Origin of the sequence: Anaerobiospirillum sp. NML120511 (genome assembly GCF_023050955.1) — a bacterium.
Taxonomy (GTDB): domain Bacteria; phylum Pseudomonadota; class Gammaproteobacteria; order Enterobacterales; family Succinivibrionaceae; genus Anaerobiospirillum.
Genome location: NZ_JALKIK010000018.1, coordinates 28,057 through 40,168, shown reverse-complemented (window position 1 = coordinate 40,168; position 12,112 = coordinate 28,057). Strand labels below are relative to the sequence as shown.

Sequence of the window (12,112 nt, the reverse complement as noted above, 5' to 3'; positions counted from 1 at the left end):
CAGGTCATACCAAACTAATTAACCAGCCTGTACAGAGCTGTTTCAAAGAAGAGCATGTCTGTCTGTAACGGGCCCATCCTGTCAGCCCTCTGGCAATTTCCGGAGATACAGGGTTGGTCACTAACAGATAAGGGCTCATATCGGCCTTGGCTCAGCCTGTCTGTGGAGATGTAATTCATGAGCACTGTAAATGATCAAAGCAAAAAGCGACTGAGAATCGCCATGCAGAAGTCCGGTCGCCTGACCGATATGACTGAGCGCTTATTCAAAAGCTGCGGTATCAAAATTAACGAGAACCGTGATCATCTCCTCGCTCATGCTGAGAACATGCCGATTGATATCCTGCGTGTCCGCGATGATGATATCCCTGGTCTGGTTATGGATCATGTAGTTGACTGGGGTATTGTAGGTCAGAACGTTCTTGAAGAGACTGCCATGCAGCGCAAGATTGACGGCCTGCCAACAGGCTACAGTGAGGTCTGCAAGCTGCGTTTTGGCGACTGCCGTCTGGCTCTGGCCATCCCTGCCGAGCAGGATTGGAACTCTCTTAAGGATCTCGAAGGCAAGAAGATCGCCACCTCCTATCCTCACCTGCTGCGCCGTGCACTGTCCGCCCAAGGCGTTAACTTCAAGAGTGTGCTGCTTACCGGATCTGTTGAGGTAGCTCCACGAGCCGGTCTTGCCGATGCTATCTGCGATCTGGTAGTTACAGGTGCTACTCTTCAGGCCAATGGTCTGCGTGAGGTAGAGACTATTTACGAATCCCAAGCCGTTATTATCGGCCGTGACCAGGAACTCTTCCCTGAAAAGAAGGCCCTGGCTGACAAAATTCTCACCCGTTTAAATGGTGTGCTCACCGCCCGTGACTCCAAGTACATCATGATGAACGCCCCTCGTTCCCGTCTCAAGGAGATTACTGCCCTGCTGCCAGGAGCAGAGAATCCATCCATTATTGAGCTTGAGGGCGATTCTGAGCGCGTAGCCATGCACGTAGTCTCCCGTGAAAAGGTCTTCTGGGAGACCATGGAAAGCCTCAAGGAGCTCGGTGCCACCTCCATTCTGGTAGTACCAATCGAGAAGATGCTCGACTAGCAGACGGCAGCCATGGCACAACCGGCCGTAGGCCGCTGTCGGCCATCCATGCACAGGCCCCTTTAAGCCCCGATGGCACTGGACCTGTGCAGCTGCAAAATAAGAATTTTCAGCCGCATGTGTTAAATGCCCTGACCTGAACCAGCGTAATAGTCAGGGGCCATGGCAAGGCCCATGGCAGTGGCTATAGCCACGAGCACGACCATGGCTGTGACTGCGCCTTTAGGCGTAGCGAGATTGCAGCCGAGGCTGCGCCTGTTGCCTTGTCATGGGCTGTGCCCATGGGCACGGTCTGAGGACGCATGTGGTTTATCTTATGGTGAGAATTATGGATATTATTGAGTGGAGCAGCCTTGATGAGGCTGCCCGAAAGGCCTGCCTTAAGCGCCCGGCTCAGGAGAGCGAGGGATCTGTTCACTCCATTGTCAAAGACATTATCAGCAATATCAGAGCCCGTGGTGATGAGGCTCTGCTTGAGTATTCACGCACTCTGGACAAGTGCCCTGATGGACAGCTGCAGCTTACCGAAGAGGAAATTGCCCTGGCCTGCGAGCGCATTGATCCTGAGCTTAAACAGGCCATTGATGATGCCTGGGAAAACATAACTCTTTTCCACAGTGCCCAGAAGCCAAATCACGTTACTGTTGAGACTGTACCTGGTGTAGTGTGCCAGACTGCCACTCACCCTGTTGAAAAGGTCGGTCTGTACGTGCCTGGCGGTTCAGCTCCTCTGGTTTCCACAGCCCTTATGCTGGGCGTACCTGCTCAGATTGCCGGCTGTGAAGAAGTGGTACTGACCTCTCCATATCCGATGTCTGAGGGCATTATTTACGCTGCTGTCAAATGCGGTATTACCCGAATCTTCAAGATGGGCGGCGCCCATGCTGTTGCTGCTCTTGCCTATGGCACCCAGAGCGTTCCCAAGGTGCACAAGATCTTTGGCCCGGGCAATCAGTTTGTGACCATGGCCAAGCGTCTGGTCAGCGAAGATGCTGAGGGTGCAGCCATTGATATGCCGGCCGGTCCTTCAGAAGTACTGGTAATTGCTGACCAGACAGCCAATGCTGACTTTGTGGCTTCCGATCTGCTCTCTCAGGCTGAGCATGGCCCTGACAGCCAGGTAGTAGTGGTATCAGACAGCCGTGAGCTGCTTGAGCGTACCAGCAAGGCCATTGATGAGCAGCTGGCTGCGCTGCCTCGCCGCGAAATTACTGCTGTTGCTCTGTCAAAGAGCCGCATGATTCTCACCAGCAGCATCGACGAGTGCATTGCCATTTCCAACACCTATGCCCCTGAGCATCTGATTGTTCAGACCGCTGATCCTCACGCTCTGGTGGGCAGACTGCGCAATGCCGGATCCATCTTCCTTGGTGCATGGACCTGCGAGTCCATGGGTGATTATGCCTCTGGCACCAATCACACCCTTCCTACCTATGGCTACGCCAGAACAGCGTCTGCCCTTGGTACCGATGATTTCCGCCGCCGCTATACCATTTCCTGCGCCACTGAGCAGGGACTGCGCAATATCGGCCGTACTGTAGAGATTCTGGCCAATGCCGAGGGACTTGATGCCCACCGCAATGCCGTGACCCTGCGCCTGAACAGAATTGGCCGAAATGAGGGCGAAGTTGCTCCGGCCTGCTGCAGCGCAGCCTCTTCATCAGAAAAATCAGACAGCAGTGCTTCCGTAAGCTCCAGATGCTGCGGCTGTGCACAATAAACAAGGAGAGCAAATGACTGATTTAAACAAGCTTGCCTGCAAGCATGTCCAGGATCTGGTGCCTTATATGTCAGCCCGCCGTATCGGCGGTCACGGCCATACTTTTCTCAATGCCAATGAGTCACCAAAGTCCGAATTCTACATTTTCAACTCCACCACTTTAAACCGCTATCCTGACTGCCAGCCTTTCGAGGTTACTCAGGGCATGGCCGACTATACAGGCCTGACCCGTGATCAGGTTCTGGTCTCCCGTGGTTCTGATGAAGCTATTGGCCTGTTAATCCGCACCTTCTGCGAGGCAGGCGAGGGCGTTGTAATTGCTCCTCCTACCTATGGCATGTACGAAATTGCAGCCAACACCAACAATGCTCTGGTGCACCGCGCCCGTCGTAATGACGATTTCACTTTAAGCGCCGATGCCATTGCTGCTGCCATCAACGAAGCTCCATTTAAAGTCAAGCTGGTCTTTATCGACAGCCCTGCCAACCCTCTGGGCATTCTCTTTGACCGTGATGAGCTGACAAAGCTTATGGGGCAATTCCCTGAGGTGCTTTTTGTCATGGATGAGGCCTACATTGAGTACTGCCCGGAAGCTACCTGTGTGCCTCTGCTAGGCCAGTATGACAACCTGGTTATCACCCGCACCCTGTCCAAGGCTTTTGCCCTTGCCGGCATACGCTGCGGCTTTACCCTTGCTCACAAGGACATCATTGCCCTGATGACCAAGGTTATTGATCCATACCCTGTACCTGATCCTGTTGCTCAGATTGCACGTCAGGCTCTTGCTCATGGCGGCGTAGACCTCATGAAGCAAAGAGTAGCAAAGACTCTGGAGCTGCGCGAAAAGCTGCGTGAGAATCTGCAGGCCCTGCCATCTGTAAAGCGCGTGCATCCAAGTGAGGCCAACTTCCTGCTCGTAGAGTTTGAAAACGGCCCTGCTGTCTTTGAGAGCATGCTCAAGAAAGGCATTATCCTGCGCTCTTTTGAGAGCAAGCCAGGCCTTGAAAATCATATCCGTATTACTGTGGGCACTCCAGAAGAGCTCGATGAGGTCATGCGCGTTCTGACCTCCATGTAAGTCCGGCCCTGACACAGTCCCAATGCCGATCTCCTGGCAGCCGCCTTCACAATATACACAGGCCAGACTGCCAGCAGCAGCGGCTGTGTCAGATGAATACACTATGCTCCGTACAATAGCTGCAGCCCTGGCTGCAGCAGCTGCCCCAGCGCAGCCTGACAGCCCGGCCTGCAAACCCGGCTGCCAAGCCGGGATAAGCTGCACGGCCGGCATCCCCGGCTAAGCTGCACGGATGGCAAGCCCGGCTAAACTGTCAGGCTGGCAAGCCCGGCAGTCGGCGGACTGGCCATCAGAATTGTCCGGAGCCCGGAACACGTTAGAGATTGTCTGTTTTGAAAAAGTATCTGTTTATTGACCGGGATGGCACCATAGTCTGTGAGCCTCATGACTATCAGGTCGATGCTCTGGACAAGGTGGTCTTCTTTCCCCGTGTTATTCCTGCTCTGCTCAAACTTGCTGATATGGGCTATACCATGGTCATGGTTTCCAATCAGAATGGTCTGGGCACTGATGCATTTCCTCTCAATACCTTTACTCCAGCCCACGAGCATATAGTCAACACTCTGGAATCTCAGGGCATAAGCTTTGAGCAGATTCTTATCTGCCCGCACATGCCTGAGGACAACTGCCAGTGCCGTAAACCTGCTCTGGGACTGGTACAGTCATATATGAGCTCAGATGAGTGGGACCGCAATAATTCCTACTTCATTGGCGATCGCGACACTGACCTTGCCATGGCAAAGAACATGGGCATTGTCGGTATTCGTGTGGGCCTTGGTGATGCGGCTCAGGACAATGAGATTTCTTCAGCCGACAGTCCTTTTGCTCAGGTAAAGGCCATGAGCTGGGACGAAATTGTTGCATTCATCGCTGCTCGCGAGAAAGAGGTTGCTGCACGCGGTGCCACCGCATGCTGTGGCGCTCCGACAGCCTGCTGCGCCTGCGCCTCTGCAGCTGCAGCCCATGCAGCCCAGGAGGCCACTGAAAAGAGCTCACCCCACAGCTGTTCTCATGATGACCGTCCGGCCCGTACCGCCCGTATTGAGCGCAATACCCGTGAAACTCAGATCCTCGTTGAGCTTGATCTTGACCACTGCGGTGAGACCTCTATTGATACCGGTATTGGCTTTTTTGACCACATGCTCGATCAGATTGCCACCCATGCAGGTTTCAATCTCAAGCTGACTGCAAAAGGCGATCTGCATATCGACAGCCACCACACCATTGAAGATACAGCCATCACTCTGGGCACAGCCTTAAGACAGGCCCTTGGTGACAAGCGCGGCATTGGCCGTTTTGGCTTTATTGTTCCAATGGATGAGCTTACTGCAACTGTATGCGGTTTCCAGGACTGCGACACCTGCTCATCACAGTGTCCAGCCGCTTCAGGCAACCGTCATCCACGTACCAGTCCAGGCCCAGATGATCGCAGTCTGCGCACTCTGGGCTGCAGCTGCCAGATGGCTGAGGCTGCCGCCGAATGTCAGGCTGACCGTGAAGTAAGTGTGGCTCTTGATATCTCAGGCCGTCCTCACATTGAGTTCTCCTGTGATGCCGAATTTACCCGCGAGCAGATCAATGGCTTTGAGACTCAGATGGTCTCCCACTTCTTTGAGTCGCTTGCTGTTGCCATGGGTCTTACCCTGCACATGAAGGTAACTCCGGGCAATGCTCATCACCAGGTAGAGGCCCTGTTCAAAGCCTTTGGCCGCGCTCTGCGTCCAGCCATTCGCGTGGTCTCATCAGAGCTGCCATCCTCAAAAGGCACTCTCTAAAGCACAAAGTAGACCATTACACCCCACAGTCTGCGCCGCACTTTGCTAAGCATTTTGCGCCGTAGTCTGCTCAGGCGATCTGCGCCGCACTTTGCACAGCAGTGTGCGCAGCCTGTCTCTAAATCAGCATGTGGGGCCACAGGCATGGCACAAGTATGAACGCCAGCAGCCGGCATGTATGCGTGCCCAATGCGTGTCTGCACGCGCAGGCATGACCCATGTATGCCTGCAGGCAGCAGGCATGCGACAGACAGGCAGCAGGCAGCGACAGTCATGCAGCTTACTGACATGGTCTTACTGTCATGCTCACTCCGGCCCGGAGGCTGGAGTCCGATTAAAAACAGAAATGGAGGGCGCCCCCAGCCATAAGCTCACATGAGCCAGATGGCATGAGGCGTCAGATTTGTATGAAAGTCTGTATAGTCGATACCAAAGCGGCCAATTTCAACTCCGTGGTTCAGGCCCTCAGACGACTGGGGGTAGATGCCACCATTACCTCTGATGTCAAAGTGCTGCGTGAAGCTGACCGTCTTATCATGCCTGGTGTAGGCACAGCCTCGGCTGTTATGGCCGGCCTGCTGGGCACCACATCAGATCAGATACCGGCACTGTGTGGCGATGATCGTGAAGCACGTTCCGAGCTTACGGACTTTATTGTCCATTATGAGCGCCCTCTGCTGGGCATCTGTCTTGGAATGCAGGTTCAGGCTGCAGCCTCAGCCGAGGTTCCGCTCAATGAACCAGTCAAATGCATTAATACCCTGGGCATAGTACCTGGCGTGGTACGCCTGATTGATGTCAGCGCTGAAAAGCTTCCGCTGCCACACATGGGATGGAACACTGTCGTGCACAACGATCATCCTCTGTTTAAAGGCATTGAGCAGGAAAGCTCTTTCTATTTTGTGCACTCATTCTGCCTTGGTGTAAGTGACTGCACTATTGCCCGATCCGAGTATGGTCAGGAGTTTTCAGCAGCCATCTGCCGCGACAATTTCATGGGTGTTCAGTTCCACCCTGAAAAGTCCGGAGACAATGGTGCCCGCCTGCTCCAGAATTTTCTTGAACTCTAATCACGCCTGCAGCCCCTGAGGCATGGTTCACGTCCCTGCAGACAGCCTGCCTGCGGCAGGCAAATCACGGGCAGCCCAGCCTGCCTGTGGCAATAGTACTCCTGCCCGCAGCATGAGCGGCCTGGCCCGGCTGTGGCAAGAGTACGACTGCCCGCAGCATGAGCGCACCTTGCGCACCAGCCGGACTGCAACAGCAGCGCACGCCGCGTTGCCCGACAGGACTGTGAGAAGACATCGTTTGCGCTGCTCTGCCGGGCAGCTAGAGCCCCGTGCGACGCTGACTTGTGGACTGTGACAGCGCAGCAGCTGTGATTACCCCTGGAACCAGTTTATGCTTATTCCCGCTTTAGACCTGATTGATGGCCAGATTGTGCGCCTGAAGCAGGGCGACTTTAATGAAAAGACCGTTTTTGATCTTGACCCGGTAGCCCGTGTAACTGAATACGCATCTCAGGGCGCTGCTCTTATCCATATTGTGGATCTGGACGGAGCCAGAGACCCGGCCTGTCGTCAGCTCGAGCTGATAAGTCGCATGGTCAAAGCCACTGAATGCCCTATACAGACAGGCGGTGGCATCCGTACTTATGAGGATGTCAGCAGCCTGCTCAATGCCGGCGTAAAGCGTGTGGTTGTCGGTTCAGCTGCAGTCAAAGACCCTGAGTTTGGTCACAGACTGCTGCGAGACTTTGGTCCTGAGGCTATCTGCCTTGCACTTGATGTGCGCATTATCGACGGCCGACCAGAGGTCGCCATTCACGGCTGGCTTGAGAATTCAGAGCACGGTCTGTACGAGCTGCTTGAAGATTTCTCACGTTCAGGGCTGCGTCATGTTCTGGTCACTGACATTTCCCGCGACGGCATGATGCAAGGAGCCAATAACAGCCTTTATGAACAGCTGGCTGTTCGCTTCCCTGATCTTGATGTAATTGCCTCAGGCGGAATCTCCTCCCTTGATGACATCAAAGCTCTGCGTGCACTGGGTGCACGCTCAGCCGTTCTGGGCCGCTCCCTGCTTAGCGGCGCCTTTACCCTGCCTGAGGCCCTGGCCCTGTGGCCTGAGGACTGACCTGCAGCCCGGCTGCACAGCTGCTGCCTGCAGCTGCGCTGCCATGCCCCTGGCCTGCAGCATGGCTGCCGCAGCGCTTTGCCATGCTGCACAGCAGATGCCGGGCATGACGCAGCCGTGCCTGACTGCAACATGCCCTCATGTGGCCAAACAATCATGAGATTTACCAGATGCTGGCTAAAAGAATTATCCCCTGCCTTGACGTGCGCGATGGCGTGGTCGTCAAGGGAGTTCAGTTTAAGAACCATGAAGTGGTAGGATCTATTGTCGATCTGGCCCGACGTTATGCCGAAGAAGGCGCTGATGAGCTGGTCTTTTATGACATCACCGCCTCAGCCCATGGCAATAAAGTAGACAAGTCATGGGTGGCCCGTATTGCTGAGGTCATCAATATTCCTTTTGCAGTAGCCGGCGGCATCAGAACCATTGAAGATGCCCGTACCATTCTTGAATATGGTGCCGACAAGATTTCCATCAATTCCCCGGCTCTGTCAGACCCGGAACTCATCACTCGTCTTGCTGACCGCTTTGGCGTGCAGTGTGTAGTAGTGGGCATTGACAGCTACTACGATGCCGACAGCGATCAGTATCTGGTCAAGCAGTTTACCGGCGATGAAAAGACCATCACCACTACCGCATGGAAGACTCTTGACTGGGTAGCTGAAGTACAAAAGCGCGGTGCCGGTGAAATCGTGCTCAACATGATGAATCAGGACGGAATGAAAAACGGCTATGACATCAGACAGCTCAAGGCCGTACAGGAAATATGCAATGTGCCTCTGATTGCCTCAGGCGGTGCAGGTGCCATGGAGCACTTCCTTGATGCTTTTGAACAGGCTGATGTTTCAGGCGCACTGGCTGCATCCGTTTTCCACAGGCAGATTATTAACATCGGTGAGCTTAAGGCTTACCTCAAATCCAAAGGAGTAGTTACCCGTGCGTGAGTTTTGCCATGGTTTTGAAAAGCTCGAAGAGCTTGATTTTGCCAAGGGTGATGGCCTCATTCCTGCCATTGTGCAGAATGCCCAGAACGGCCAGGTTTTAATGCTTGGCTACATGAATCAGGAAGCTCTGCAAAAGACTCTGGATACCCGACTTGTTACCTTCTGGTCACGCGACCGCCAGAAGCTGTGGACCAAGGGCGAGGAGAGCAAAAACTATCTGCACCTGCGCTCCATTACCGTTGACTGCGACAAGGACGCCCTGCTCATCATGGCCCGTCCTGAAGGTCCTACCTGCCACAAGGGCACAGTAAGCTGCTTTGATTCCAGCCCTATGGCTGACGCTTCTGTAAAGTATCTTGCTGCCCAACGCGGCCTGCTCTAAGCAAAGATACTTCCTGCTGTCACCGGGCAGTCACTGATGGCTTTGCCCTGTGAAGCTCATACAGCCCAGCGCCGCTCCTGTTTTCCCCGGGAGCGGCGCTGTCGTATCTGCAGACGGCGTTTGAAGCAGCCAGATGAGCGCATATCAGATCCGGTGGCACAGGTCACAGGGCGCAAAAAAATCCCGCCATGCTTTGCATGGCAGGATTTTAGACTAGTGTGAGTTGCCCGGGCTGAAGCCCGTAGCCCTCAAATTGGACGGTCAGAGGGCGGCAACACCTGAAATGGAAATTGTTAGAGGGTGCGCTGATATTCGGTCTCGAATCGGTGAACCATATCATCAAGATTTTGCAGGGTCTTTCTGGCAGCCATCAGGGACTTGTCAGATTCCTGGGCAATAGAGCTGCATTCCTGAGCCAGATCGTTGACGTGAGAGGCGTCGCTTTCGATCTGGGAAGCTACCGATGCCTGGGTGGCAATAGTAGTATTCATGGTATGAGTCATCTCGGTAATGCGGCTGATATGGCTCTTGATTTCATCAAACTTGCGTGCTGAGTCAACAATGGCCTCATGACCGGCATCAGAAAGTGACAGAGAGTCCTGTGAGGCTGAAACAGCCTTCTGGCTGTTCTTGATGAGATCGGTAACGCAGATGTTAATCTCAGCTGTGCATGACTTGGACTTGATAGCCAGAGCACGTACTTCATCAGCCACCACAGCAAAGCCTCGGCCCAGCTCACCGGCACGGGCAGCCTCAATGGAGGCGTTAAGGGCAAGCAGATTGGTGTGATCGGAAATGTCAACAATAGTACGTAACAGCTCGGAAATCTTGTCAGCACTGCTTGCCAGCTGCTGAACTACATCCACCAGATTATTGGCACCATCAGAGATATCACTCAGAGCCTGCTTGTTATTCTGGGTAGCCTGGAAAGTATCCTCTACCTGCTCCTGGGTCTCATAGGCAAACTTGTCAGTGGAGTTAACAGAGTTGCTCAGCTCCTCGAGCATGGAGTTCATAGTGGAAATAGCTTCCATGATGCTCTGCACCATGTCGCTCTGACGGGTAATGTCACCGGCACTCTGATGAGAGAGATCGGCACTGGCATTTGCCTTGTCAACAATAATGTCGATGGCGTCTTCAACGCGATTAATCATGGACATCATGTTGGCATTGTTGGTCAGAATGGCAAGACGCAGACCTGACATGACCTCATCTTCGCGGTCATGGGAGTAGCACAGACGACTTACCGGGTGGTCGTACACTGATGGCAGCAGCTTGATCATATTGTGGATCTTGCGCTGCATAATGTAACGCTGATGGGCTACGCTTAAAAATGGCAACAGCAGAGCTGCACCAAAGCCTGCTACAGGATGCAGGAAAAACAGGCCCAGAGCCACGACAGCTCCGCCAAAGGCAAACTGATAGGACTTTGGAGGATAAGGAATTCTTGGGGTAAGACGCTCACCTTTCATCAGCTTCTTGTAGATAATCTCAGAGCGCTCTACATCACGCTGATCAGGTGGATAACGGACTGACTCATAACCAATGATTTCTCCGTTTTCAAATACAGGGGAAATAAAGGCATTGACCCAGTAGTAATCACCGGTCTTGGCACGGTTCTTTACAACGGCCATGAAAGGCTTGCCCTGCTTGATGGTTGCCCACATCAGAGCAAAAGCTGCAGGTGGCATATCAGGGTGGCGCACGATATTGTGCGGCTGCCCCATCAGTTCTTCCTCAGAATAACCGGAAATATCAGTAAAGGCCTTATTGACCTTGGTGATAATGCCCTTTAAATCGGTGAAGGAAATAATTTTGACGTCTTTGCCAAAATTAATTCTTTTGTTCGTAACAGGAAGATTTATTTTCATCGCCGTCCTCGACACGAAAAAGAGCCAGTACTAAAAAACAGCCGTCTCCGTCAGACCTCAGAACGCCGCCGCCACCTGTGTGGCTGACCGTCCTGTGCTAAAGGCTGCTCCATTAGAAGCATTTGCCGGCTTAATTCCCCTGTTCTTTCAGAATGTTGCAGAGCCTGCACCGTACTGTCCAAAGTCTTTTGGCACGCGCCTGAGCCCCACTGAGAGCACCCTGCAGTGCCCAGGATCTGGGGCATGCCCGTCAGCACCTTGCATCACAACACGCATGGCCGTGCTCTGCTGCTTCCTGAGGTGCCCGGCAAGTCTCCGGAATCACATTCTGAAACTGTACTATTTACCCAAATCCCGGATCACCTGTTAACTGCCATCCTGCAAGGCAGGAGTCAGTAAGAGCTTCTGCATTGCAAAAGTCAGACGCCCACTGTCGCGCATGGAGACAGTCTGAACACCTGCCCTGGCAGGTAACAGCCTGTGCATCAGCTGCAAGGGGCCAGCTGTGACCAGCATGGCCTGACAGGGCCATGGATCTTTCACTGAGGAATTGAGCCTCTGTCCGTACTGATTAGACAGAGCAGTCTGGCAGCATCAGGTTGCTGACAGACTGTTATCAACTGCCCGGACTCTTTTCACCTTACATGAAGACAGTACTGACAAATACAGTAACTGTTGAACTTCATTGGAGAGCGCGGGCCGGGAAGGACATCTGACTGCGATTCACATTTCAGGATACAGAGCCTCCGGCAACAAAGTGCCTGCTGGCTGCTGTTATAAGGGTTCAGTCAGATGTCGTGACAGGTCTCGCCTAAGAAACTGTCACTGACATCCCTCAATGCCGGTTCCACCCGGCATGCTGCAGGAATCCAGAGACTGGAGCTGTCAGCTGATCGTTGATCTCAGAGGAAATAATAATTAATCAATATGCATTGAGTGTGCACATCTGCCCCGTACCTTGGCCCCAGCCCCATGGACTGAGGTAAAACTCCGGATTCCCGGTGCCATTAAACATGACCTGCCGGTCTGTGCATCACTGTTGCTGTTAATCTGGCTGCGAAATAAGAGAAAAACACAGCATTAAAGCGTGGATAACATTATGTGCTGTACGTAG

8 protein-coding genes and 1 pseudogene are annotated in these 12,112 nt (G+C 53.4%); 8 read left to right on the top strand and 1 reads right to left on the bottom strand.

Translation table 11 applies throughout. From position 1 onward, the window contains the following. The first annotated feature begins 177 nt into the window (after window positions 1-177). From hisG to hisI, 8 genes and pseudogenes are all read left to right on the top strand, one after another. Window positions 178-1,092 (top strand): ATP phosphoribosyltransferase, encoded by a 915-nt coding sequence (hisG, locus tag MXE39_RS06575; RefSeq protein WP_246977806.1) that lies wholly within the window; start codon window positions 178-180, stop codon window positions 1,090-1,092. A 328-nt stretch (window positions 1,093-1,420) separates the two neighbouring features. Next, entirely contained in the window at window positions 1,421-2,812 is a 1,392-nt protein-coding gene (gene hisD / locus MXE39_RS06570) for a histidinol dehydrogenase (RefSeq protein ID WP_246977805.1), read from the top strand. 13 nt (window positions 2,813-2,825) lie between these two features. Beyond that, window positions 2,826-3,890, top strand: coding sequence for a histidinol-phosphate transaminase (gene hisC / locus MXE39_RS06565; RefSeq protein ID WP_246977804.1), 1,065 nt, complete (start codon window positions 2,826-2,828; stop codon window positions 3,888-3,890). A gap of 323 nt (window positions 3,891-4,213) precedes the next feature. After that, window positions 4,214-5,665 carry a histidinol-phosphatase gene (gene hisB / locus MXE39_RS06560; RefSeq protein WP_247073887.1) on the top strand — a complete coding sequence of 484 codons (1,452 nt, stop codon included), beginning with the start codon at window positions 4,214-4,216 and terminating at the stop codon, window positions 5,663-5,665. A 407-nt stretch (window positions 5,666-6,072) separates the two neighbouring features. Then, window positions 6,073-6,735 (top strand): imidazole glycerol phosphate synthase subunit HisH, encoded by a 663-nt coding sequence (hisH, locus tag MXE39_RS06555; RefSeq protein ID WP_246977802.1) that lies wholly within the window; start codon window positions 6,073-6,075, stop codon window positions 6,733-6,735. A 331-nt stretch (window positions 6,736-7,066) separates the two neighbouring features. Further along, complete coding sequence (hisA, locus tag MXE39_RS06550; protein WP_246977801.1) at window positions 7,067-7,801, top strand: 1-(5-phosphoribosyl)-5-[(5-phosphoribosylamino)methylideneamino]imidazole-4-carboxamide isomerase; 735 nt, start codon at window positions 7,067-7,069, stop codon at window positions 7,799-7,801. Window positions 7,802-7,971: 170 nt separating this feature from the next. Beyond that, window positions 7,972-8,745 carry an imidazole glycerol phosphate synthase subunit HisF gene (gene hisF, locus MXE39_RS06545; protein WP_246977800.1) on the top strand — a complete coding sequence of 258 codons (774 nt, stop codon included), beginning with the start codon at window positions 7,972-7,974 and terminating at the stop codon, window positions 8,743-8,745. After that, window positions 8,738-9,079: pseudogene (gene hisI, locus MXE39_RS06540) on the top strand (phosphoribosyl-AMP cyclohydrolase); the annotation flags it as partial. The gene hisF and the pseudogene hisI, both read left to right, overlap by 8 nt. A 341-nt stretch (window positions 9,080-9,420) precedes the next feature. Here the strand turns inward: hisI and MXE39_RS06535 are convergent. Continuing rightward, on the bottom strand, window positions 9,421-10,998 hold the full coding sequence (locus MXE39_RS06535) for a PAS domain-containing methyl-accepting chemotaxis protein (protein ID WP_246977799.1): 1,578 nt from the start codon (window positions 10,996-10,998) through the stop codon (window positions 9,421-9,423). Window positions 10,999-12,112: the final 1,114 nt, after the last annotated feature.

What these genes read in the sequence shown, in the direction of transcription:
- MXE39_RS06535 (WP_246977799.1), bottom strand. Translation starts at nt 10,998, where the DNA reads ATGAAAATAAATCTTCCTGTTACGAACAAAAGAATTAATTTTGGCAAA.
- hisC (WP_246977804.1), top strand. Translation starts at nt 2,826, where the DNA reads ATGACTGATTTAAACAAGCTTGCCTGCAAGCATGTCCAGGATCTGGTG.
- hisF (WP_246977800.1), top strand. Translation starts at nt 7,972, where the DNA reads ATGCTGGCTAAAAGAATTATCCCCTGCCTTGACGTGCGCGATGGCGTG.
- hisA (WP_246977801.1), top strand. Translation starts at nt 7,067, where the DNA reads ATGCTTATTCCCGCTTTAGACCTGATTGATGGCCAGATTGTGCGCCTG.
- hisH (WP_246977802.1), top strand. Translation starts at nt 6,073, where the DNA reads ATGAAAGTCTGTATAGTCGATACCAAAGCGGCCAATTTCAACTCCGTG.
- hisG (WP_246977806.1), top strand. Translation starts at nt 178, where the DNA reads ATGAGCACTGTAAATGATCAAAGCAAAAAGCGACTGAGAATCGCCATG.
- hisD (WP_246977805.1), top strand. Translation starts at nt 1,421, where the DNA reads ATGGATATTATTGAGTGGAGCAGCCTTGATGAGGCTGCCCGAAAGGCC.